The sequence below is a fragment of the Micromonospora sp. BL4 genome (genome assembly GCF_003667505.1).
In the GTDB taxonomy this organism is placed as follows: domain Bacteria; phylum Actinomycetota; class Actinomycetes; order Mycobacteriales; family Micromonosporaceae; genus Micromonospora.
In genome coordinates this window covers 1-23683 of record NZ_RCVJ01000169.1, presented here as the reverse complement: position 1 = coordinate 23683, position 23683 = coordinate 1, and the positions used below count along the sequence as shown (strand labels likewise).

At 73.0% G+C, this 23683-nt stretch carries 18 protein-coding genes; 5 read left to right on the top strand and 13 right to left on the bottom strand.

Features of this window, described 5'->3' with window-relative positions:
* Nucleotides 1-21: 21 nt before the first annotated feature.
* The 11 genes from EAD89_RS23005 to EAD89_RS22955 form a co-directional block, all read right to left on the bottom strand.
* Nucleotides 22-2529 carry an NADH-quinone oxidoreductase subunit G gene (locus tag EAD89_RS23005; protein WP_121677176.1) on the bottom strand — a complete coding sequence of 836 codons (2508 nt, stop codon included), beginning with the start codon at nucleotides 2527-2529 and terminating at the stop codon, nucleotides 22-24.
* Nucleotides 2529-3845, bottom strand: a complete 1317-nt coding sequence (gene nuoF / locus EAD89_RS23000; protein WP_121655459.1) for an NADH-quinone oxidoreductase subunit NuoF — start codon at nucleotides 3843-3845, stop codon at nucleotides 2529-2531. The genes EAD89_RS23005 and nuoF overlap by 1 nt, the downstream gene beginning before the upstream one ends.
* Nucleotides 3842-5008, bottom strand: a complete 1167-nt coding sequence (gene nuoE / locus EAD89_RS22995; protein ID WP_121677175.1) for an NADH-quinone oxidoreductase subunit NuoE — start codon at nucleotides 5006-5008, stop codon at nucleotides 3842-3844. Before nuoE ends, nuoF begins: the two co-directional genes overlap by 4 nt.
* The gene (locus tag EAD89_RS22990) at nucleotides 5005-6330 is read right to left on the bottom strand and encodes an NADH-quinone oxidoreductase subunit D (protein ID WP_121655461.1); all 1326 of its coding nucleotides are present in this window, start codon (nucleotides 6328-6330) and stop codon (nucleotides 5005-5007) included. Before EAD89_RS22990 ends, nuoE begins: the two co-directional genes overlap by 4 nt.
* Nucleotides 6327-7064 carry an NADH-quinone oxidoreductase subunit C gene (locus EAD89_RS22985; protein WP_121655462.1) on the bottom strand — a complete coding sequence of 246 codons (738 nt, stop codon included), beginning with the start codon at nucleotides 7062-7064 and terminating at the stop codon, nucleotides 6327-6329. The genes EAD89_RS22990 and EAD89_RS22985 overlap by 4 nt, the downstream gene beginning before the upstream one ends.
* Entirely contained in the window at nucleotides 7061-7738 is a 678-nt protein-coding gene (locus EAD89_RS22980; RefSeq protein ID WP_121655463.1) for an NADH-quinone oxidoreductase subunit B family protein, read from the bottom strand. Before EAD89_RS22980 ends, EAD89_RS22985 begins: the two co-directional genes overlap by 4 nt.
* A gap of 14 nt (nucleotides 7739-7752) precedes the next feature.
* Nucleotides 7753-8118 carry an NADH-quinone oxidoreductase subunit A gene (locus EAD89_RS22975; protein ID WP_121655464.1) on the bottom strand — a complete coding sequence of 122 codons (366 nt, stop codon included), beginning with the start codon at nucleotides 8116-8118 and terminating at the stop codon, nucleotides 7753-7755.
* 134 nt (nucleotides 8119-8252) lie between these two features.
* Nucleotides 8253-9530, bottom strand: a complete 1278-nt coding sequence (locus tag EAD89_RS22970; RefSeq protein ID WP_121655465.1) for a geranylgeranyl reductase family protein — start codon at nucleotides 9528-9530, stop codon at nucleotides 8253-8255.
* A 139-nt stretch (nucleotides 9531-9669) separates the two neighbouring features.
* Nucleotides 9670-9894, bottom strand: coding sequence for a hypothetical protein (locus EAD89_RS22965; RefSeq protein WP_121655466.1), 225 nt, complete (start codon nucleotides 9892-9894; stop codon nucleotides 9670-9672).
* Between the two features lie 85 nt (nucleotides 9895-9979).
* The gene (locus EAD89_RS22960) at nucleotides 9980-10690 is read right to left on the bottom strand and encodes a demethylmenaquinone methyltransferase (protein ID WP_121677174.1); all 711 of its coding nucleotides are present in this window, start codon (nucleotides 10688-10690) and stop codon (nucleotides 9980-9982) included.
* Between the two features lie 108 nt (nucleotides 10691-10798).
* Nucleotides 10799-12085: a PHB depolymerase family esterase gene (locus EAD89_RS22955; protein ID WP_121677173.1), complete on the bottom strand. Its 1287-nt coding sequence runs from the start codon at nucleotides 12083-12085 to the stop codon at nucleotides 10799-10801.
* A 234-nt stretch (nucleotides 12086-12319) separates the two neighbouring features.
* Here EAD89_RS22955 and EAD89_RS22950 point away from each other — a divergent pair, with 234 nt between their 5' ends.
* The 3 genes from EAD89_RS22950 (at nucleotide 12320) to lipB (ending at nucleotide 16232) form a co-directional block, all read left to right on the top strand.
* A complete protein-coding gene (locus EAD89_RS22950) occupies nucleotides 12320-14152 on the top strand; it encodes a DUF2079 domain-containing protein (RefSeq protein WP_121677172.1) in 1833 nt (610 codons plus the stop codon).
* A 57-nt stretch (nucleotides 14153-14209) separates the two neighbouring features.
* The gene (locus EAD89_RS22945) at nucleotides 14210-15505 is read left to right on the top strand and encodes a hypothetical protein (protein ID WP_121677171.1); all 1296 of its coding nucleotides are present in this window, start codon (nucleotides 14210-14212) and stop codon (nucleotides 15503-15505) included.
* Nucleotides 15506-15590: 85 nt separating this feature from the next.
* Nucleotides 15591-16232 carry a lipoyl(octanoyl) transferase LipB gene (gene lipB, locus EAD89_RS22940; protein ID WP_121677170.1) on the top strand — a complete coding sequence of 214 codons (642 nt, stop codon included), beginning with the start codon at nucleotides 15591-15593 and terminating at the stop codon, nucleotides 16230-16232.
* A 51-nt stretch (nucleotides 16233-16283) separates the two neighbouring features.
* On the opposite strand, the gene aspS is transcribed toward lipB, so the two are convergent.
* The gene (aspS, locus tag EAD89_RS22935) at nucleotides 16284-17570 is read right to left on the bottom strand and encodes an aspartate--tRNA(Asn) ligase (protein ID WP_121677169.1); all 1287 of its coding nucleotides are present in this window, start codon (nucleotides 17568-17570) and stop codon (nucleotides 16284-16286) included.
* A 424-nt stretch (nucleotides 17571-17994) separates the two neighbouring features.
* Between aspS and lipA the strand changes: the two genes are divergently transcribed.
* Both lipA and EAD89_RS22925 read left to right on the top strand, forming a co-directional pair.
* On the top strand, nucleotides 17995-19017 hold the full coding sequence (gene lipA / locus EAD89_RS22930; protein WP_199733600.1) for a lipoyl synthase: 1023 nt from the start codon (nucleotides 17995-17997) through the stop codon (nucleotides 19015-19017).
* Between the two features lie 53 nt (nucleotides 19018-19070).
* Complete coding sequence (locus EAD89_RS22925; protein ID WP_121677167.1) at nucleotides 19071-20675, top strand: hypothetical protein; 1605 nt, start codon at nucleotides 19071-19073, stop codon at nucleotides 20673-20675.
* 24 nt (nucleotides 20676-20699) lie between these two features.
* Here EAD89_RS22925 and EAD89_RS22920 read toward each other — a convergent pair whose 3' ends face one another.
* Entirely contained in the window at nucleotides 20700-23597 is a 2898-nt protein-coding gene (locus tag EAD89_RS22920; RefSeq protein ID WP_233578954.1) for an AAA family ATPase, read from the bottom strand.
* Nucleotides 23598-23683 lie beyond the last annotated feature (86 nt).

Here is a 23683-nt window from a genome sequence, read left to right as displayed (position 1 = left end):
TTTCGTTCGCGACTGCGGGGCTCACTGGTTACCCCCAGCGTTGAGGAGCGGACCCGGGAGACCGGTCTCGTCCGCCGCGACCCGCCCGGCCGGGACGGCCGCACCCGGTGCGGGGACGGAGATCCGGACGACCGCGCCGGACGTCGCCCCGAGGCTGCGTCGCACGGTCGAGCCGGGTGAGTTGGTCGGCAGCCAGACCACGCCGTCCGGCATCTCGGTGAGCTCCGCCGGCAGGGTCAGTGCCCCCCGGTCGGTGCCGACCGTGACCGCGTCACCGTCGGCGACACCGAGCGCCTCGGCGGTGCCCTTGCCCAGCCGCACCACCGGCGGGCGGGCGGTGCCGGCGAGGTGCTCGTCGCCGTCGGTCAGGGTGCCCAGGTCGACGAGCTGGTGCCAGGTGGCCAGCACGGCCTCCCCGGCGCCCGGGTGCGGCACCCTGCCCGGCGCCACCGACGGCGGGGCCGGCCGCTGGGTGCGGGTCGCCGGCAGCGTGCCCAGTTCGCGGCGCACGCTCGGCACGTCCGCGGTGCCGAGCCGCACGTCGAGCAGCGCGGCCAGCGCGTCGAGCACGCGGCCGTCGGTCATCGCCGCGGTCTGCAGCACCGCCTCGAACGGGCGCAGCCGACCCTCCCAGTCCAGGAAGCTGCCGGCCTTCTCGACCACCGGGGCGATCGGGAGCACCACGTTCGCCCGCCGGGTCACCGCGCTGCCCCGCAGCTCCAGGCTGACCAGGAACGGCACCGCGTCCAGGGCGGTCTCGGCGAGCCGCGGGTCGGCCAGGTCGGCCGGGTCGACCCCGCCGACCACCAGCGCGCCGAGCTGCCCGTTCGCCGCAGCCGCCAGGATCTGATCGGTGTCCCGACCGGCCTGGCTCGGGATCACCCCGGCCGGGATGTCCCACGCCTCGCCCAGCTCGGCCCGGGCCGCCGGCTCGGTGACCAGCCGGCCACCGGGGAGCAGGTTGGGCAGGCAGCCCGCGTCGACCGCGCCGCGGTCACCCGCGCGCCGCGGCACCCAGACCAGCTTCGCGCCGGTCCGCCGGGCCACGTCCGCCGCGGCGGAGAGCCCGCCCGGCACGCTGGCCAGTCGCTCGCCGACGATCAGGATCGCGCCCGGCGCGCTGAGCGCCTCGGCGACCGTGGCGTGCTCGGCGAGCACGCTGGCCTCCTCGCCCGGCACCACCCGGGCCAGCTTGGCGCCGAGCTTCTCCAGGCCACGGGTGGCGAACGGCGCCAGCGCGTACACCGTCAGGGTCTTCTTCAGGTACGCCTTGCGCAGCCGCAGGAAGAGGATCGGGCACTCCTCCTCCGGCTCCAGGCCGACCAGCACCACCGCTGGCGCGTTCTCCACGTCGGTGTAGGTGACGTCGGTGACCCCGGCGACCGAGCTGGCCAGGAAGTCGGCCTCCTCGCGGGAGACCGGCCGGGCCCGGAAGTCGATGTCGTTGGTGTTCAGCGCGACCCGGGCGAACTTCGCGTACGCGTAGGCGTCCTCGACGGTCAGCCGACCGCCGGTGAGCACCGCCGTGCCCTGCCCGCTCTCGCGGGCCGCGTGCAGCCCCTCGGCGGCCACGGTGAGCGCCTCACTCCAGGAGGCCTCGCGCAGCTCGCCGGTGTGCTCGTCGCGGACCAGCGGCGTGGTCAGCCGGTCGGTGGCCCGGGCGTACTGGAAGCCCCACCGGCCCTTGTCGCAGTTCCACTCCTCGTTGACCTCCGGCTCGTCGCCGGCCAGCCGGCGCAGCACCTTGCCGCGCCGCCAGTCGGTGCGCTGCCCGCAGCCCGCCGAGCAGTGCTCGCAGACGCTCGGGCTGGAGACCAGGTCGAACGGCCGGGCCCGGAACCGGTACTGGGCACCGGTCAGCGCGCCCACCGGGCAGATCTGCACGGTGTTGCCGGAGAAGTAGGAGTTGAACGGCACGTCACCGGCGTCGCCCTCCTCGCCGTACGCGTCGTCCCGGTAGATGTTGATCTCCTCGGCGGACGACCGGCCCATCAGGTCGATGAACTTGTCGCCGGCGATCTCCTCGGAGAACCGGGTGCAGCGCTGGCAGAGCACACAACGCTCGCGGTCCAGCAGCACCTGGCTGCTGATCGCCATCGGCTTCTCGTACTCCCGCTTGTGCTCGTGGAAGCGCGAGTCGGTGCGGCCGGTGGACATCGCCTGGTTCTGCAGGGGGCACTCGCCGCCCTTGTCACACATCGGGCAGTCCAGGGGGTGGTTGAGGAGCAGCAGCTCCATCACACCCTCCTGCGCCTTCTTGGCCACCGGGGAGGTGAGCTGGGTGCGCACCACCATGCCGTCGGCGACGGTCTGGGTGCAGGAGGCGACCGGCTTGCGCTGCCCCTCCACCTCGACCAGGCACTGCCGGCACGCGCCGGCCGGGGCCAGCAGCGGGTGGTCGCAGAACCGGGGGATCTCCGTGCCCATCTGCTCGGCGGCCCGGATCAGCAGCGTCCCCTTGGGGGCGGTGACCTCGACGCCGTCGATGGTGAGCGTGACGGTCTCGGTCTGCTTGGCTACGTCGGTCATCAGTGCGCCCCTACCAGGGTCTTCTCCGACAGCTTGGGTGCGGTCCGACCCTCGATGTAGTCGAGGTAGTCCTGCTTGAAGTACTTCAGGGACGACGTCACCGGGCTGGTCGCACCGTCGCCCAGACCGCAGAACGAGCGGCCGAGGATGTTGTCGCAGGTGTCCAGCAGGGTTTCCAGATCCTCGTGGGTGCCCTGGCCGGCGAGGATCCGCCGGTAGACCCGGACCATCCAGTAGTTGCCCTCACGGCACGGGGTGCACTTGCCGCACGACTCGTGGTGGTAGAACTCCAGCCACCGGTACGTCGCGTAGACCGGGCAGTCCTGGTCGGAGAAGATCTGGGTGGCCGTGGTGCCGAGGATCGAGCCGGCCGCCGCCACCCCCTCGAAGTCCAGCGGCACGTCCAAATGCTCGGCGGCGAGCAGCGGGGTGGACGAGCCGCCCGGGGTCCAGAACTTCAGGTTGTGCCCGGGCTGCATCCCGCCGGCCAGCTCCAGCAGCTCGCGCAGCGTGACGCCCATCGAGCACTCGTACTGGCCCGGGTTGACGACCCGGCCGGACAGCGAGTAGATCATCGGCCCGGAGGACTTCTCGGTGCCCATGCTCTTCCACCAGTCGGCCCCGCCGAGCACGATCGGCGGCACGCTGGCGATGGTGCCGACGTTGTTCACCACCGTCGGGCTGGCGTACAGGCCGTGGGTGGCCGGGAACGGCGGGCGCAGCCGGGGCTGGCCCCGGAACCCCTCCAGCGAGTCCAGCAGCGCCGTCTCCTCGCCGCAGATGTACGCCCCGGCGCCCGAGTGCACCACCAGCTCCAGGTCGTACCCGCTGCGCAGGATGTTCCGGCCGAGGTAGCCCTTGTCGTACGCCTCCTGGACCGCGTTGCGCAGCCGGCGCGCGGCGTGCACCGCCTCGCCCCGGATGTAGATGTAGGCGCGGTTGGCCCGGATCGCGTACGACGCGATGATCACGCCCTCCACCAGCGAGTGCGGGTCGTGGGTCATCAGCGGCAGGTCCTTGCAGGTGCCCGGCTCGCCCTCGTCGGCGTTGACCACCAGGTAGTGCGGCTTGCCGTCGCCCTGCGGGATGAAGCCCCACTTGAGACCGGTGGGGAAGCCGGCGCCGCCACGACCGCGCAGCCCGGAGTCCTTGATCAGCTGGATCAGGTCGTCCGGGTGGGCCTTGAGCGCCTTGCGCAGCGCGGCGTAGCCGTCGAGCTGCTCGTACGTGCCGATCCGCCAGGCATCCGGCGACAGCCAGCGCTTGGTCAGCACCGGCGTCAGCTTGGCCAACGTCTCCGGGCGGGGAGTGGTCACTTCTGGGCCCCCGTTTCGCTCGCGGCGGCGGAGTTCGCGCCACCGGCGCCCGCCGACGCTTCGTTGAGGTTTCGCTCCTGCGCGCCGGTGGAGTCACCGGCGGGCTTGCCGTCACCGGCCGGCGCGTTGTCCGCCACGCCGGCGGCCTCCGCCTCCTGCGCGTCGCGCGCGGCCGGCGGCGAGGTCTCCACCGGGACCTTGGTGCCGGGCGCGTCGGGCACGGCGGTCGCCGCGTCCGGCTGGCGGGTCTCGGCGGTACGCACCTGCGGCGACTTGTCGTCCGGCGCCTTCACGTCCGGCGCGGTGCTGCCGGTCGCCGCCGCGGCGGGAACCGGCTGGCCGGCGCCGGCGTTGCCGGGCGTACCCGTCGGGGCGGACGCTCCGTCGCCACCCTTCACCGGGCCGACCTGCGGGGCGGGCGCCTCGACCGGCTTGGCGGCCGCCCCGGCGGCCTTCGCCTTGGCGGCTGCCTTGTCCGCCTCGGCCTTGCTGCGGATCGGGGTGTTCGGGTCGAAGCCCGGCACCGACACGCCGTGCTGCTGCGCCAGCCGCAGCCCGCGCAAGGTGGGCTCGCCCGGCCCACCGTCGGCGACCGCGCCGTCGCGCTCGTCGGCGAAACCGGCGAGCTGCACGGCCATCTCCTTGAGCGTGCAGAGCCGGGCGCCCCGGGTCGGCATCGGCCGGCCGCCGGCGCGCAGCTCGTCGACCACTCCGACCGCGGTGGACGAGTCCACGCCGTCGAAGAAGTCGTAGTTGACGGTCATCACCGGGCCGTAGTCACAGGCCGCCAGGCACTCGGCGTGCTCCAGGGTGATCTTCCCGTCGGCGGTGGTCTCGTCGTGCCCGACACCGAGGTGCTCGGCGAGGGTGTCGTAGACCTCCTGGCCGCCGAGCACGTTGCACATGGTGTTGGTGCAGACGCTGACCAGGAAGTCGCCGGTCGGCTTGCGCTTGTACATGGTGTAGAAGGTGGCCACCGCGCCGACCTGGGCCTTGTTCAGTCCGAGCACCTCGGCGCAGAACGCGACACCGGCCGGGGAGACGTAGCCCTCCTCCGACTGGACCAGGTGCAGCAGCGGCAGCAGCGCCGAGCGGGACCGGTCCGCCGGGTAGCGGGCGATGATCTCGCGCGCCCGCTCGCGGGTCGTTTCGGTAAAACTCATCGGTCACACCCACCCATCACGGGGTCCAGCGAGGCGCCGCCGGCGATCACGTCGGCGATCAGGCCGCCCTCGGCCATCGCCGGGAGGGCCTGGAGGTTGACGAAGCTCGGTTCCCGGTAGTGCACCCGGTACGGCCGGGTGCCACCGTCGGAGACCGCGTGCACGCCCAGCTCGCCGCGGGGCGACTCGATGCCGACGTACACCTGGCCCGGCGGGACCCGGAAGCCCTCGGTGACCAGCTTGAAGTGGTGGATCAGCGACTCCATCGACTGACCCATGATCTTCGCGACGTGCTCCAGCGAGTTGCCCATGCCGTCGACACCGATGGCCAGCTGCGCCGGCCAGGCGATCTTGCGGTCGGCGACCATCACCGGGCCCGGCCGGAGCCGGTCCAGCGCCTGCTCGACCAGCTTCATCGACTCCCGGATCTCGGCCAGCCGGACCTGGTAGCGGCCCCACACGTCACCGTCGGGGTGGGTCGGCACGTCGAACTCGTACGTCTCGTAACCGCAGTACGGCATGGTCTTGCGCAGGTCCCAGGCCAGGCCGGCGGAGCGCAGCACCGGCCCGGTGATGCCGAGCGCCACGCAGCCGGTCACGTCCAGCACCGCGACGTTCTTCGTCCGCTCGGTCCAGATCGGCTGGCCGGAGAGGAGGTCCTCGTACTCCTTGAGCTTCTTCGGCATCATCTTCAGGAACTCGCGGATCTTGACGATCGCCTCGTCCGGCACGTCCTGCGCCACGCCGCCCGGCCGGACGTACGCGTGGTTCATCCGCAGGCCGGTGATGGTCTCGAAGATGTCGAGGATGTACTCCCGCTCGCGGAAGCCGTAGAGCATGATCGAGATCGCGCCCAGCTCCATGCCGGTGGTCGCCAGCCAGACCAGGTGCGACGAGATCCGGTTGAGCTCCATCATCAGCACCCGGATGGTGGTGGCCCGCTCGGTGATGTCGTCGGTGATGCCGAGCAGCTTCTCGACGGCGAGCGCGTACGCCGTCTCGTTGAAGATCGGGGCGAGGTAGTCCATCCGGGTCACGAACGTCGAGCCCTGGACCCAGTTGCGGTATTCGAGGTTCTTCTCGATGCCGGTGTGCAGGTAGCCGACGACCGAGCGGGCCTCACGGACCGTCTCGCCCTCCAGCTCCAGGATCAGCCGCAGCACCCCGTGCGTGGACGGGTGCTGCGGACCCATGTTGACGACGATCCGCTCGTCGTTGATCGGGTCGGTGCTCGAGACGACCGTGTCCCAGTCCCCGCCGGTGACGGTGAAGACCCTGCCCTCGGTGGTCTCGCGTTCGGTCGCGTAGTTCGACGTGGTCACTGGTAGGACCTCCTCCGGTCCGGCGGCGGGATCTCAGCGCCCTTGTACTCGACCGCCACGCCACCGAGCGGGTAGTCCTTGCGCTGCGGGTGGCCCTCCCAGTCGTCCGGCATGAGGATCCGGGTCAGGTTGGGGTGGCCGTCGAAGACGATGCCGAACATGTCGTACGCCTCCCGCTCCTGCCAGTCGGCGGTCGGGTAGACCGCCGTCACGCTGGGCAGGTGCGGGCTCTCCGCGGAGACGGCGGCCTCCAGCCGGACCCGACGCCGGTAGGTCATCGAGGTGAGCAGGTAGACCACGTGCAGCCGGCGCTCGTCGGCGCCGAGGTAGTCCACCCCGGACACCGAGGAGCACAGCTCGAAGCGCAGCGCCAGGTCGTCGCGCATCACCTGGCAGACCTCGGCGATCCGCTCCGGGCGTACGTGCAGGGTCAGCTCACCCCGGTCGACCACGACCTTCTCGATCGCGTCGCCGAAGGCGGGGTACGCCTCCTCCAGCGCGTCGCGGACCTCGTCGAAGTAGCCGCCGTACGGCCGGGCGGCCTCCTCGATCGGCTGGCGCTGGCGGACCAGGCCGCCGTAGCCGGACACGTCGCCGGTGCCGTGGTTGCCGAACATCCCGCGGCCGGCCGGGCTGGCCGGCGGGTACTCGGCGGGGGCGGTGCTGCTGGCACCGGCCGGGGTGACCGGAACCGGCACGCCGCCGTCGTTGGGCTTGTCGGTGGGTGAGGTCATTTGGGGCCTGCCTGCGGGTGGAGGTGGTTCTGCGCGTTCATCCAGTTCTCGATCCGCAACTGCTCCTCGCGCCCCTCGCGGACCGCCTTGGTCCACTCGGCACGCCGGGCCTTGTCGTTGCGGTACGAGGACGGCATGGAGCCGTAGGGCACGACCGGAACGTCGCCACGCTCCTGCCGGGCCGCCAGCATCTTGCGGCCGGTCGGGCCCAGCGGCTCGTACATGATCTTCTCGCGGAGCTTGAGGATCGCGTCGATGAGCATCTCCGGCCGGGGCGGGCAGCCGGGCAGGTACATGTCGACCGGCACGACGTGGTCGACGCCCTGCACGATGGCGTAGTTGTTGAACATGCCGCCGCTGCTGGCGCACACGCCCATGGAGAGCACCCAGCGGGGCTCGGCCATCTGGTCGTAGATTTGGCGCAGCACCGGGGCCATCTTCTGACTCACCCGGCCGGCCACGATCATCAGGTCGGCCTGCCGGGGCGAGGCCCGGAAGACCTCCATGCCCCAGCGGCCCATGTCGTAGTGCGGACCACCGGCGGCCATCATCTCGATGGCGCAGCAGGCCAGGCCGAAGGTGGCGCCCCACACGGACGACTTCCGGGACCAGTTGACCAGCTTCTCCACCGAGGTGAGCAGGACGCCGGCGGGAAGCTTCTCCTCGATGCCCATCTGACGTTCCTTCCTCAGTCCCAGTCCAGGCCGCCGCGCCGCCACACATAGGCGTACGCGACGAAGACCGCGACGATGAACAGGACCATCTCCACGAAGCCGAAGATCGGCAGAGCGTCGAACGAGACCGCCCAGGGGTAGAGGAAGATGATCTCGATGTCGAAGACGATGAAGAGCATCGCCGTCAGGTAGAACTTGATCGGGAACCGCCCACCGCCGACCGGCTGGGGGCTGGGCTCGATGCCGCACTCGTAAGCCTCGAGTTTGGCCTTGTTGTAGCGATGGGGACCAGCGAAGCGGGCGGCGCCGACGGAGAACAGCGAGAACGCCGCGGCGAGGGCAAACAGCCCGATGATCGGTGCGTAAGGCGAGAGCGACATCGTTTTCTCCTGCTCGTCCTTCCCTGCCCTCGGTGCTTGACGAAAATCACACTATTCACGTCCCTCGCGGTGGCTGCCGGCGGGGGTCGATCTTTGTCCGCGTCGGGGCTGTGACCAGCCCCGACGCGGTCGGTCTAGACCGCTGGCGCGGCCTTCGTCATCGCGTTGATGACCCGGTCCATCGCGTCCCCGCCACGGGGGTCGGTCAGGTTGGCCAGCAGCTTGAGGACGAAGCGCATCAGCGTCGGGTGCGGCATGCCGTGCTTGGTGGCGATCCGCATGATTTCCGGACGGCCGATCAGCTTCACGAAGATGCCGCCCAGCCGGTAGTAGCCACCGAGCCGGGCCTTCAGCTCGTTCGGGTACGCCATCAGCGCCCGCTCCCGCTCCGGGCCGGCCGGTCGCGCGAGGGCCTGCAACGCGACCTCCGCGGCCAGCTCGCCGGATTCCATGGCGTAGGCGATGCCCTCCCCGTTGAACGGGTTGACCATGCCGCCGGAGTCACCGACCAGCATCACGCCACGGGTGTAGTGCGGCACCCGGTTGAAGCCCATCGGCAGCGCGGCGCCGAGGATCGGGCCGTCGGCGTTGGCCTCGTCGGTCATCCCCCAGTCGGCGGGCGTGTTCGCCAGCCAGTCGGTGAGCAGCCGGCGGTAGTTGGTCTTGCCGAACGCGGAGGACGAGTTGAGCACGCCGAGGCCGACGTTGACCCGCCCGTCACCGAGCCCGAAGATCCAGCCGTACCCGGGCAGCAGGTTGTCGCCGCTGTCCTTGCTGCGTAGCTCCAGCCAGGACTCCAGGTAGTTGTCGTCGTGCTTGACCGGAGAGTGGTAGTAGCGGCGGACGGCCACGCCGATCGGCCGGTCCTCCCGCTTGGCCAGCCCGAGAGCGAGCGGGAACCGGCCGGAGACCCCGTCCGCCGCCACGACCAGCGGAGCGTGGAAGGTGGCGGGCTCCTTGCCCGGGCCCACCTCCGCCTCGACGCCGGTTACCCGGCCGTCGCCGTCGAGCACCGGGCCCAGCACGTTGACGTTGGTGCGCAGCTTGGCGCCGGCGGCCACCGCCCGTTGGGCGAGCAGGTCGTCGAAGTCGAGTCGGGTACGCACCAGACCGTAGTTGGGGAAACTGGCGAGCTCCGGCCAGTCCAGTTCCAGGCGCACCCCGCCGCCGATCACCCGCAGGCCCCGGTTGTGCAGCCAGCCGGCCTCGGGCGAGGTGTCCACGCCCATACGTACGAGCTGGCGCACCGCGCGCGGGGTCAGCCCATCGCCGCAGACCTTCTCCCGGGGGAACTCGGTCTTCTCCAGCATCAGCACCCGTACGCCGTGCCGCGCCAGGTGGTAAGCCGTCGCCGATCCACCGGGACCGGCGCCCACGACGATGACGTCGGCATCGTGTTCCACCGCGGTCATCCGCGCCTCCTCCCGCACGCTCGTGAAATGCTTCACAAGCCAGACGGGACGAGTGTATGACCGGCGTCATACCTGCCCAGGATCAGGGGTACCTAACTCGCAGATGTGACAGCCAACGACCGTCCACAGCAGGCAGGTGTCAGGCCGGGCTGGGCGCGTCCAGGCCCGCATCGACGCGGATGGTCTCCGGCAGGTGCTCGCGGAGCGCGCCGCCGGCCGCCCGGTCCAGCGCGGCCAACACCTCGGCGACGACCTGCCGGACCTCCGCCGGATCGGCGCCCGCCAGCGCGCGCAGCTGCGCGATGAGTTCGGCCGCGTCGTCGTCGGTGGCGGCCACCGGGTCCGCCCGCTCTGCTCGGGTCATGCGGACGAGCGTACGGCGCAAAGTGGACTAAAGACCGATATTCACGAAACCTGACTATTGTCGGTGTCGGCGGTGGGCGCCAGGGCTACTCGCGGATTCCCCGGTGCAGGGCGACCACGCCGCCGGTCAGATTGCGCCACGCCACCCGTCCCCAGCCGGCCGCGGCGACCCGACCGGCCAGCGCGGCCTGGTCCGGCCAGGCCCGGATCGACTCGGCGAGGTAGACGTACGCGTCGGGGTTGCTGGACACCGAGCGGGCCACGACCGGCAGGGACCGCATCAGGTACGACAGGTAGACCGTCCGGAAGGCCGGGTTGACCGGGGTGCTGAACTCGCAGACCACCAGCCGTCCGCCGGGCCGGGTCACCCGGGCCAGCTCACGCAGGACCGCGTCGGTGTCGTTGACGTTGCGCAGCGCGAAGGAGATGGTCACCGCGTCGAAGCTCGCGTCGGCGAACGGCAGCCGCAGCGCGTCCCCGGCCAGCAACGGCACCTCGGGCCGGGCCCGCTTGCCGGCGTGCAGCATGCCCAGGGACAGGTCCGCGCCGACCGCGTACGCCCCGGACTGGGCCAGCTCCCGGGTCGAGACACCGGTGCCCGCGCCCACGTCCAGCACCCGCTCGCCGGGCCGTAGCCCGAGGGCCGCACGGGTGGACCGACGCCAGGAGCGGTCCTGGCCGAAGGAGAGCACCGTGTTGGTCAGGTCGTATCGCTCCGCCACACCGTCGAACATCGCGGCGACCTCGTGCGGCTGCTTGTCCAGGCTGGCGCGCTGGCCCTGCGGGGTACGGCTCACCCCTCCACTCTGCCAGCCGCGTCCCGACCGGTGGTCGCTGGGTGCCGCGGGCCCGGCACGCGAAAGGGCGGGATGGTCGCCCACCCCGCCCTCGCGTCGTGCCGTGTGTCAGTCGGTCGACTTCTCGTCGCCCGGGGCCACCAGGACAACCTTGCGCCGGCGGGAGAGCACCAGCAGCGCCCCGCCCGCGAGCAGGATCATGCCGCCGATGCCGCCGATCAGGCCGACCTGCACACCGGTCACCGGCAGCCCGCCGCCGCCGTCACCACCGCCGCCACCCGTACCCGGCGACGTGGTCGCGCCCGGCGTCGTCGTGCCACCCGGGGTCGGCGTGGCCGTACCCGTGGGCGTGGCCGTCGGCGTGGCCGTGGGCGTGGCGGTGGGCGTGGCCGTCGGGGTCGGGGTCGGGGTCGTGCCGCCACCGCCGAGCCCGAAGAAGACCGCGTCGCGGTACGTCGAGCAGATGGTGTCCAGGAAGTACGCGGCGGTGCTGCCACACTGCTCGGCGCCGGAGCCCGGGTCGACCGGGGTGCCGTGACCCATCCCGGAGACCCGGTAGAGCCGCACGTCGTCGTTGCCGTACACCTCCAGGCTGGTGCCGCCGGGCAGCGACGAGGTGCTGGTCGGGGTCTGCGAGACGCCCCGCACGTTCGTCCACTGGTCGCGGGACTCCGCGCCGTTGAGCGGGGCGACCGTCGTGTCCGAGGTGCCGTGCCAGATGGCCACCCGGGGACGCCGGCCGCTGTAGCCGGGGTATGCGCCACGGACCAGGTCACCCCAGGCGGCGGGGCTCTTGTCCGTGCCCGGGTTCATGCAGCTGAACGCGTTGACCATGCTGGTGGCGCAGCGGTACGGGATGCCCGCGATGATCGACCCGGCGGCGAAGACGTCCGGGTAGGTGGCGAGCATGACCGAGCTCATCGCCCCGCCCGCCGACAGACCGCTGACGAAGACCCGGGAACCGTCCACTCCGAAGTTCGCCTTCGCGTGGTCGACCATCTGCTTGATCGACAGCGCCTCGCCCTGGCCCCGCGCCGTGTCCCCCGTCTCGAACCAGTTGAAGCAGCTGTTGGCGTTGTTGCCGGAGGGTTGCTGGGGGACGATGAGGGCGAACCGCCACTGGTCGGCGTACTTCCGCCAGCCGGAGTTGGTGAAGTAGCCGGAGGCGTTCTGGGTGCAGCCGTGCAGCAGCACCACGGCCGGGGAGTTGGCCGGCAGGTTGTCCGGCCGGTAGGCGTACATGGCGAGGTTGCCCGGGTTGGAGCCGAAGCCGGTGACCTGGGTCAGGCTGGCCGCCTGGGCGGGCGTGGCGAGGGCGACCGCACCGGCCACGGCGAGGACGAGCCCGGCGACCGCTCCGATCAGCCGGGTGAGGATGGACGAGGAGCGGCGCACGGCGGCCTCCTGACGGGCAGGACTGTGAACTGGGTCATGGTCGAATTGCCGGAACGTTACGTCGATGTGTCGCCGCCATGACATGGGTCACAGTCACACATTCACGGCCACCGCTGTGTACGTCGGACGGTCCAGCCGCCGGGAAGGGCTCCTCCCCTACCTCAGGCGACAACAACGGTCCCCTCCTTGCATGTATGACCGGCCGGTCCAGGTCCGGTTGGTAACGTCCGCTGCGTGCCGTTCTCCCCGTCGCTGGCCACCGGGCCCGCACCCGCGTCACCGCCTCGCGCCGCCCGGGACCGCCGGGCCGACCTGATCGTCGTGCTGGTGGCGCTCGCGCTCGCCGTCTGGGTGACCAGTGGGCTGTGGCGGGACCCGAACGTGCGCACCATCACCGTCAACTCCAGCGACCAGGCGCTCTTCGAGTGGCTGCTCGCCTTCGGCGGGCACGCGGTCACCCACGGGGAGAACCCGTTCTTCACGTACCTGATCAACGTCCCGGACGGGGTCAACCTCGCGGTCAACACCTCGATCACGGTGTACGCGGTCGTCTTCGCACCGCTCACGTACCTGATCGGGCCGCCGGCGACCTTCCTGGTGATCCTCACCCTCAACCTGTTCGCCACCGCGTTGGCCTGGTACTGGCTGCTCTCCCGGCACCTGGTCCGCAGCCGGCTGGCCGCCGGGATCGGCGGCCTGTTCATCGCCTACTCCCCCGGCATGGTCTCGCACGCCAACGCCCACCTGAACTGGACCGCCGGCTGGCTGGTGCCACTGCTGGTGTGGCGGCTGTTCGCGCTGCGCCGGCCCGGGCACTGGCTCCGGGACGGGGTGATCCTCGGCATCCTGGTCGCGGTGGCCTTCTCGATCGCCGCCGAGGGCCTGTTCTTCACCGCGCTCGCGCTCGGCGTGTTCGTCGCCGTCTGGGCGCTGCACCCGGTCCACCGGGCCGAGGCCCGCGCCGCGCTGCCCAGCTTCCTGCGCGGGCTCGGGGTGACCGCGGTGGTGGCCGGTGTGCTGTTGTCGTACCCGTTGTGGCTGCACTTCGCCGGCCCCCAGCGGTTCCACGGCACCGGCTTCGACCCGGTGATCCACTCCGAGGACATCGCCGCGTTCGCCGCGTTCCCCCGCCGCTCGCTGGCCGGCGAGGCCGGGCTGGGCACCTCGCTGGCGCCGAACCCGACCGAGGAGAACTCGTTCTTCGGCATCCCCCTGCTGGTGCTCACCGTGATCTGCTTCGTCGCGCTCTGGCGACGCGCCGATGCCACCCGCCGGGCCACCCTCTGGGCGCTCGGCGTCACCGCGCTGATCTTCACCGTGCTCTCCTTCGGGCCGGTGGCGAAGGTCGACGGGCGCCGCACCGACCTGCCGATGCCGTTCGACGTGCTCGGGCAACTGCCGGTGGTCAACGCCGCGCTGCCCGCCCGGCTGGCCCTGGTGGTCGCGCCGGTGATCGGGGTGCTGTTGGCGTACGCCATCGACCAGCTGCGGCACGACCCGCCCCGGTACCGCCCAACGGAGCTGGCCTGGGTGCTCGGGTTCGCGGTGGCTCTGCTGCCGCTGTTGCCCTCCCCGCTGCTCACCCACGAGCGGGAGCCCATCCCGCGGTTCATCACGGCCGGCACCTGGCAGGAGTACGTCTCGCCCGACGGGGTGCTCACGTCGGTGCCGCTGGCCGTGGACATCTATCCGGACGGGCAGCGCTGGCAGGCGTACGCGCTGTCGCACCGGCAGGGCGAGTTCGCCATTCCGGGCGGCTTCTTCCTCGGTCCGGGCGGCCCGGACGGTCGCGGAAGGATCGGGCCGGTGCCCCGCACCCTGAGCGCGCTGATGGACCAGGCCGGCCGGACCGGGCTGGTGCCGATTGTCACCGACGGCACGATGCGGGAGGTCCGGTCCGACCTGCGGCACTGGCGGATCGAGACGGTCGTCCTTCCCGACCGGGTGCACGGCGCGAAGTTCGACGTCGACGAGGAGGCGGTCCGACGCACCGCCACCGCCCTGTTCGGCGAACCGCAACGGGTCGACGACGTCTGGATCTGGCGCATCCCGCTGGCGGACCGGTAGACCGTGGCGCGACCGACCGGGGCATCGTGACCGGCCGCCGTCGCGTCTAATGGGGTGATGCGGAAGACCGGCAGGCGTCTGCGGCAGGGCGCCGTGATCGGTGTCGCGCTGGCGCTGGTGGCGCTCAGCACGCCGGCCGCCACGGCCACCGACAGCACGGCCACCGACAGCACGGCCACCGACAGCACGGCCGGCGTGGTGCCGGCCCGGGTGCACAACCCGTGGGCGTGGCAGGCCACCGTCGGGGATCGCCCAGCCGGAAAGGCCGCGCTGGTCTTCTTCACCAGCCGCACCCGTTATCTGGAGTCGACCGGAGTGCTGGTCGGCCGCGACGGCGGTTACCGGCTGATTCCGCTGCACGTCGCCGAGGACCAGGGACTGATCTCCCCGGACGGTCGGCACTACCTGCGGCCGTCCGGGGACCTGCTGGACCTCACCAGCGGACAGCAGCGCCGCACGATCCCCGTGGGCATGCGGCCGCTGGCCTGGTCGTCGGACGGGCAGCGGGTCCTGAGCAGCCGCAGCAAGGACGACCCGGTGATCAGCTACGGGCCGGACAACCAGCAACTCGACGACCCGCAGAAGCCCGACGATCTGCTCGTCCTCGACCCGTACCGGGGCACCGAACAGGTGGTCGAGGCCGGCACGTTCGCCGCGCACGCCGCGGCGGCCTGGTCACCCGGCGGCGACCTGGTGGCGGTGGCCGGTCCGCCCGACGTGCCCGCGCAACTCGCCGAGCGCCAGCGGTTGGTGGTCACCGATCCGACGTCCGCCAGCCCGCAGTGGGAGGTCGACCTGGGCGACCGGCGGATGCTGGCCGGTCCGGCCGCCTGGCACCCGGACGGCCGGCGGATCGCGCTGCTCGCCTTCGACGGCTGCGCCGGCCCGCACTGCACGCCCGAGCAGGTGGCGGAGCGCACCTGGCAGATCGAGTTCCTGGACGCCGCCACCGGCCGAGCCGTCGGTCAGCCGCTGCCCGTCGCCGACTCGACCACGAAGATCGTCGGCTGGCGCGGGGGCGACCCGGTGGCCAAGCAGTCGATCGCGGTGGACGGCGACGACGGGGACCGACAGGCCATCCTCGCCGCGCTGTCACCAGGGGGCACCCGAGAAGTGCTGGTGACCGCGCCGCCCGGGTCGACCGACCTGGCGGTCCCGGGCGACCTGCTCACCCGGGCCGCGTTCGGTGGGCCGGAGCGCCGGCCGTCGCCGTTCGCGGCCCCGCTCTGGTTCTATCTGGCGCTGGCCGTGCCGACACTGCTCGCCGGCGCCCTCCTCGTGCGCCACCGGCGTCGCCGGCGCGGTTCCGCCGCCGACACGGGCCCCGGCCCGACCCCGCAGCCCGAGGCCTGACGGTGGGTGGCGGCCGGGGCCGGCGACACCCTGGTGAGGCGGCTCACCAGCGATCATTGCCGGTCACGGGACTAGGCTGAAAGGCGTGACGACGACGACCTCCGGCCTGACGGCCGTCCGCGCCGGCCTGCTCGACTACCAGGCCGCCTGGGACGAGCAGCGGCGCCTGCACGAGTCGGTGGTGGCCGGCGAGCGCGGCGACACCGTCCTGCTGCTGGAGCACCCGAGCGTCTACACCGCGGGCAAGCGCACCGAGCCGTGGGACCGGCCGGTGGACGGCACCCCGGTCGTCGACGTGGACCGCGGCGGCAAGATCACCTGGCACGGGCCGGGGCAGCTCGTCGGCTACCCCATCCTGCGACTGCCCGACCCGGTGGACGTGGTCGCGTACGTGCGCCGCACCGAGGAGCTGCTGATCGACGTGTGCGCCGAGTTCGGGCTGGCCGCCGGCCGGATCGAGGGGCGCAGCGGGGTCTGGGTGCCCGAGGACGACCGGGGGCCGGCCCGCAAGGTCGCCGCCATCGGCATCCGGGTCGCTCGGGGCGTCACCCTGCACGGCTTCTCGATCAACTGCGACTGCGACCTGACGTACTTCGACCGGATCGTGCCCTGCGGCATCCGCGACGCCGGCGTCACCTCACTCACCGCCGAGCTGGGCCGCCCGATCACCGTCGCCGACGTGCTCCCGGTCGTCGAGCGCCGACTGTCCACCCTGGTCGAGGTCTGACACTCCCGGCGCACGGGCCGGCGGCGTGGTGCCCCCGGCCCGTGCGTCCGTTCACGGGGTCAAGCGGTGCAGGTCGCGCGGGAACGCGGTGACCTCCCGGACGTTGGCCGCGCCGACCAGGCGGGCCACGAAGCGTTCCAGACCGATGGCGAAACCGCCGTGCGGTGGCATGCCGTGCCGGAACGCGTCCAGGTAGCCGGCGTACGGCTCGACCGGCTCCCCCCGGGCCGCCAGCGCCGCCAGGTAGTCGGCGTGCCGGTGCAGCCGCTGCCCGCCGGTGACCAGTTCCAGGCCCCGGAAGAGCAGGTCGAAGCCGTTGGAGTAGGCCGGCCGGGCCGGGTCCGGGTGGGTGTAGAACGGGCGCTTCGCCATCGGGTAGCCGGTGACGAAGAGGAAGTCCGACCCGTGCTCGCGCCGGGCCCACTCCCCCAGCGCCCGCTCATGGGCGGGCGCGAGGTCCGGCTCGTCGGCCGGCGCGCCGGCGATCGTCAGCGCCTCGGTGAAGTGCACCTCCGGGATCTGGGCCGGCACGGCCGGCACCTCGACGCCCAGCGTGGCCAGCGCCCCTCCGGCCCGCTCGCCCACCGTGCCGAGCATCCCGGCCAGGGTGTCCCGCAGCACGACCATCACGTCGCGGTGGTCGGCGACGAAGCCCAGCTCCACGTCGAGCGAGGTGTACTGCGCGAGGTGCCGGACGGTGTCGTGCGGTTCGGCCCGGAAGACCGGCCCCACCTCGTAGACCCGTTCGAAGACACCGACCATCAGCTGCTTGTAGAACTGCGGCGACTGGGCCAGGTACGCGGGCCGGCCGAACCAGTCCAGGGCGAACACGTTCGCCCCGCTCTCCGTGGAGGAGCTGACCACCTTCGGCGTGTGGACCTCCACGAAGTCCCGGGCGTCGAGCGCGGCACGGAACCCGGCCACCGCCGCCGCCGAGACCCGCAGCGCGGCGGATCGGGTGGGGTGCCGCAACGCGGTCGGCGCGTGGTCGAGCTGGGTGGGCAGACTCGCGGTGAGCGCCGGCCGGTACAGGTCGAACGGTGGCGGCACGGCGGGCGGGCCGAGGGGACGTACCGCCGGTCTGGTCAGCTCCACCCCGGCGGGCGCGGTGTCGTTCGCGGTGACCGTCGCGGTGACCTCGACGACCGTCTCCTCGGTGAGTTTCTCCAGCTCGGCGCGGGCGGCCGGGTCGGTGACGACGACCTGGGCCAGGCCGGCGGCGTCCCGCACGATCAGGAAGGCCACCGACTTGAGCAGTCGGCGGCGGTGCACCCAACCGGCGATCCGCACGGTCGCGCCGACCTTGGTGGGCAGTTGGTGGGACAGGGTTCGTTGCATGGCGGGCTGCTCCTCGGTCGATCGCCACGCCGTCGCCGCCCTGGGGTGGCGAAGCGTCGCATCAGCCCCAGGGAGGTGTGGGCGAGCGGGAACCTCGCGGTGCCACCACACCTTCGCCCCCGCCGGAGCGGAGGCCTCGTTCGTCGCCTGATGACCGGGGCCAGCCGGGCGGGCTCTACTGGGCACGGGGTGACCGCAACCGTTCTTCCCGCAGCTCGGGAGGGTCTTCGCGCACCGGGGCCAGACCGCCTCTCAGCACCGGCGGCTCTCTGCACTGGCGGGTCGGGCGCTACTCGGCTCCGTCATCGCTGTTGGCGGAGACCGTAACACCCGATCCCGGCGGCTGTGACGCCAATTTCGGCCAGTCGGTGTCCGGCGTCACAACATCCACGGCGTGACGCCGGTCGCCCGACGCACATAGATGGTGGCCGTCGGGCGTAGGCTCGTTTTCGTGACGATCGAGCACTCCGCGCCGACGACCGGCCAGGCAGCGCGCACCGCAACGGCCGCCCCCGAGGGGCGGCGTCTGCTGCGGATCGAGGCGCGCAACGCCGAGACGCCGATCGAGCGCAAACCGCCATGGATCAAGGTCAAGGCCAAGATGGGCCCGGAGTACACCCAGCTGCGCGGGCTCGTCTCGCGCGAGGGGCTGCACACCGTCTGCCAGGAGGCCGGCTGCCCCAACATCTACGAGTGTTGGGAAGACCGCGAGGCCACCTTCCTGATCGGCGGCGACCAGTGCACCCGGCGCTGCGACTTCTGTCAGATCGACACCGGCAAGCCGGCCGAGTTCGACGCCGACGAGCCCCGCCGCGTCGCCGAGTCGGTGGTCTCGATGGGGCTGCGCTACGCCACCATCACCGGTGTCGCCCGTGACGACCTGCCCGACGGCGGCGCCTGGCTGTACGCCGAGACCGTCCGGCAGATCCACGCCCTCCAGCCGGGCTGCGGCGTCGAGCTGCTGATCCCGGACTTCAATGCCGTCCCCGAGCAGCTGGCCGAGGTCTTCGGCTCCCGCCCGGAGGTGCTGGCGCACAACGTGGAGACGGTGCCGCGCATCTTCAAGCGGATCCGCCCCGCGTTCCGCTACGACCGCTCGCTCGACGTGATCCGGCAGGCCCGCGCCGACGGCCTGGTGACCAAGAGCAACCTGATCCTGGGCATGGGCGAGGAGCGGGCCGAGGTCTCGCAGGCGCTGGGCGACCTGCACGAGGCCGGCTGCGAGCTGATCACCATCACCCAGTACCTGCGTCCCTCGCCCCGGCACCACCCGGTGACCCGCTGGGTCAAGCCGGAGGAGTTCGTGGAGCTGCGCGAGGAGGCCGAGGAGATCGGCTTCGCCGGGGTGATGAGCGGGCCGCTGGTGCGCTCGTCGTACCGGGCCGGCCGGCTCTACCGCCAGGCTCTCGACGCCCGCGCCGGCGCCCCCGTCAGCACCGCCGGCTGACCCGCCGGCCTCCAACGCGCCGGAGGCCGGCGCCCGGGTGCCATGATCGTGCGATGACCGTCGGGGTACGCGAGCAGCCTCGCGGCGCGGGCTCTCCGCGCCCGCGGCCCGGCTCGCGCGCCGGGCTGGTCGGCTGGCTCACCGGGCTGGCCCTGCTCGCCGGGGTGGGCTACCGCCTCTGGCTGCTGGGTCACGCCACGCCGCCGACGAACAGCGACGAGGCCACCATGGGGTTGGCCGCGCTGCACATCGCCCGGGGCGACGGCTTCCCGGTCTGGTTCTACGGCCAGCAGTACATGGGCACGCTGGAGGCGTACCTGGCCGCGCCGGTGTTCGCCCTGGCCGGCGAGCCGTCGCTGCTCGGTCTGCGGCTGCCCACGCTGGCGCTGTACGCGCTGTTCCTGCTGCTGGCCTGGCGGTTGACCCTGCGGCTGACCGGGGACCGCTGGTTCGGGCTGCTGGTGGTGGCGCTGCTCGCCCTCGGCTCCGACCGGATCGTCAAGAACCAGCTGATCGCCGGCGGCGGCTATCCCGAGATGAACGCGGCCGGCGTGGCGCTCGCCCTGCTCGCCCTCGACCTGGCCACCGGACGGCCGGGTCGGCGACTGCGCTGGGCGGCGTGGGGGTTCCTGGCCGGCCTGATGCTCTGGGTCGACCCGCTCGTGCTGCCGTACGTCCTCGCCACCGGCGCGGTGCTGCTCGCGTTCTGCCGTGGGGAACTTCGCGGGACGGCTGGCGTGCTGCTCGGGGCGGCCGCCGCGCTGGGGGCGGCTCCGCTGCTGGCGCACAGCCTGGTGACCGGGCGGAACCCGCTGCACGCGGTGCTCGGCGCCAGCGGGGCGGACGCCAGCGCGGGCTGGGTGGAGCGGCTGCACGGCGGGCTGCTGCTCGGCCCGCCGCTGGGCATGGGCTTCTGCGCGCCGGGGCGGTGTGCCACCTGGCAGCTGTGGTGGGCGCTCGCCCTGCCGGTGCTGCTGGCCGTCGCCGCCGGCACCGCCTGGCGGGTGCTGCGCCGGCCGGCCACCGCGGAGGCCGGTCCGTCGCCGCGGGTCGCGGCGGCGATGCGGCTCGCTCTGGTGCTGGGCGCGGTGGCCACCCTCGGCGCGTACACCCTGAGCAGCGCCGCCGGGCTCACCCCCGTGGAGAGTTCCCGCTACCTGTCGTGCCTGCTCGTCTCCCTACCGGTGCTGCTGTGGCCACTGTGGACGGTGGTCCGGCGTCCGGGTCGGTGGGCGTTCGCCCGGCCGGTCGCGCTGGTGGTGCTCGCCGCCACGGTGGGCACCGCCGTCCACGCCACCTGGCGGTCGGCGCAGACCGCCCCGGCGACCCGGGCCGCGGAGGCCCGGCACGCCGACCTGGTCACCACCCTGCGCCAGCTCGGGGTACGGCACGTTCGCGCAGGCTACTGGACCTGCAACCGGCTCACCTTCGCCAGCGCGGAGGAGGTGGTCTGCGCGGTCGTCGACGACACGTTGCGCCCCGGCTTCGACCGCTATCCCCCGTACCGGCGGGAGGTGGAGCGCGCGGCGGCGCCGGCCTGGGTCGCGCCGACCGGGTCTCCGCTGGCGGCCCGGCTCGACGAACGGCTGCGCGCCGCCCCGGACAGCCTGGACCTGGTCACCCTCGACGGCTGGCGGATCTACCTGCCGCGCGCCTGAGGATGGGCCGACCGCCGGTGCTGGTCAGCGGGGTGCGGCCGGTTCGGCGAGCAGGCCGAGGCGGTGGGCCAGGGCGGCGGCCTCCCCCCGGTTGGTCACGCCCAGCTTCGCGATGATCCGGGACACGTGGACGCTGGCGGTCTTCGGCGAGATGAACAGCTGCTCGGCGATCCGGCTGTTGCTGTGCCCCTCGGCGACCAGCCGCAGCACCTCCCGTTCCCGCGAGGTCAGCAGGTCGGTGCCGGGCCCGACCGCGCCCGGCCCGCGCAGGCCCACCCGGCGGGCCAGGGTGGCGGCCGCCTCTCCCAGCGGCGTCGCGCCCAGCCGGCGGGCGATCTCGGCGGCCTCGGTGACCGCCGCGGCCGCCTCGTCCCGCTCTCCACCCGCGGCGGCCGCCTCGGCGAGCGCCAGCAGCGCCCGGCCCAGCGGGTACGGCTGCCCGTCGACCCGCCACGCGTCCACCGCCGCACGCCAGGCCGGCAGCGCCCGGGCCCCGGTCGCGAGCAGGGCGGCGACCTGCGCGGCGTGCGCCCGCGCGGCCGGGTACCGAGCCGGCAGGTCGGCGGCGAGCGCCGCGACGGCGGTCGCCAGCTCCCGGTCCCCCACCCGCACGGCGGTACGCGCGACGGCGCTGAGCACCGGCCAGCCCTCGCGGGGCAGCTGCGGCAGGCTCTGATCGGCCAGCGCGACGCGGGCCGCCCGAACCGCCTCGACCTTGTCGTCGGCGGCCAGCGCCGACTCGATCCCCAGCTCGTGCAGGGGCAGCCGGTGGTTCGGCCACAGATACGGCCGGCCGAGGAAGGCCAGCGCCCGGTCGACCAGCTCGTCGGCGCCGGGGTGGGCACGGGCCAGACGCAGCCCGGCGCCCAGTTGGAGCCAGTGCAGCCCGGTGACGCCGGACAGATCGATCCGCGCGGCCTCCGCGCACACCTCCTCCGCCTCGTCCCACCGGCCCAGCGCGATCAGCGCCTCGGCCCGGTTACTCAGCAGGTACGCCCCGGTGGAGCGGCTGATCCCGACCCGTCGCGCCTCGGCCACGCCGGCCTCGGCCGCCTGCGCGGACTCGGCGTAACGGCCCAGCTCGCAGAGCACGTCCGAGCGGTACACCATGGCGATCACCAGGGCCGGCGCGTCCCCGGCCGCGCGGGCGACGGACTCGGCCTGGCGCAGCTCCGCGAGCCCCTGCTCCAGGTCCCGCTCACCGTGGCAGAGCAGGGCGATCCGCGTGGGCAGCAGAGCCACGTACTCGTCGAGAGCCTCGGCGTCCGTGATGGCCTCGGCGGCCACCCGGGCCGCCTGCTGCGGGTCGATCTTGACCAGGTGCGCGGCGATGTCGGCGAGCAGCCGTACCCGCTCCACGCCGGCCGGACCGCCCGCCGCCAGCCGGTACGCCTCACCCAACTCGCTGCTGCCGTCGCTCTTGCCGAGCAGGGCCAGCAGTCGACCCCGCTGGTTCAGCAGGCGGGCGGCACGCAGCGGCGCGGCGTCGACGTCCACCTCGGCCAGCCCGGCGCGGGTCAGGGTGATCGCCCGACTGAAGTCACCCGCCGTGACCGCGGCCTCCAGGGTCTGCTCCAGCAGCGCCAGGTGGTCCATGCCGAGCCGGTCGGCCGCGTCGGGCACCAGCTCCCACAGCTCCAGCACCCGTTCCAGCAGCCGGCGCTGCTCGGCGTAGGCGTACCGGTCAGCGGCGGCGCAGGCGGCGGCCCGTGCGGTGACCAGGGCCCGGGGGTGATCGTGCGCGGCGTACCAGTGATGCGCGATCTCGGCCGGGGCCCGGCCCTCGGCGACCAGGTGCGGCCGGGCCTCGATCGCGGCGGCGAACCGGGCGTGCAGCCGGGCGTGCTCACCGGGCAGCAGCTCGTCGTGCACGGCCTCGCGGACCAGCGCATGCCGGAACTCGTAGTCGCCGTCCCGGTCGACCACCACGAGCTGAGCGGTGACGGCGGCGCGCAGCGCGTCCTCCAGCTCGGCCTCGGGCAGCCCGGCCACCTCGGCGATCAGGTCGTGGGCGAAGCGGGTGCCGCCGGCCGCTGCGATCCGCAGCACCCGCTGGGACGGCTCGGGCAGCCGGTCCACCCGGGCCAGCAGCAGGTCGCGCAGGGTGTCGGGCAGCGCGGCACAGCCGATCGGGTCGCCGGCCACGGCCAGCTCCTCAACGAAGAAGGGGTTGCCCTGGGTGCGGTCGTGAATGTCGTCGACGGCACGGGGAGCCGGCTCGGCGCCGAGGAGGTCGGCGAGGATCGCGCCGGTGCCGTCACGGTCCAGCCGGCCCAGCTCGACGCGCTCGACGCCGCGGGCCCGGTCCAGCTCGGCCAGGAACGGACGCAGCGGGTGCCCCCGCTGCAACTCGTCGGTGCGGTAGGTGCTGACCAGCAGCAGCCGGCCCGGCCGGGCGGCCCGGACCAGAAAGCCGATCAGGTCCCGGGTGGATCGGTCGGCCCAGTGCAGGTCCTCGATCACCAGCACCAGGGGTTGGGCGTCGGCGAGCCGCTGGAACAGCTCGGCCACCAGGTCGAACAGGTACCCGCGCGGCGCGTCGGTGAGCGGCGCCACGGCCGGCGCGGCCAGCCCGGCGGACACCCGGCCCAGCTCCGGCAGGAGCCGCGCGAACTCCGCTTCGTATCCGGCGAAGACCTCGGCGCCGTCGGCGCGCAGCACCGCGCGCAGGGCCGCGGCGAACGGGGCGAACGGCAGGCCGGCCTCACCCAGCTCCAGGCACTGGCCGACCAGCACCCGGGCGCCGCCGTCGGTGGCCCAGCCCGCGAACTCCTCCAGCAGCCGGGTCTTGCCGACGCCCGCCTCACCACCGACCAGCACGGTGCTGGGCTCCCCGGCCCGGGCCCGACCCAGCGCGGCCCGCAGCACGGCGATCTCGCGCTGGCGGCCGACGAGGACGGAGCTGGCGGCACGTACGGTCACGGGGTCGAGCATGCCATGACGGGCCCGGCCGCCGTCCCCGCCGATCGGCTGGTGACCGAGCGACGGGGACGGCGGCGGGGTGGGCA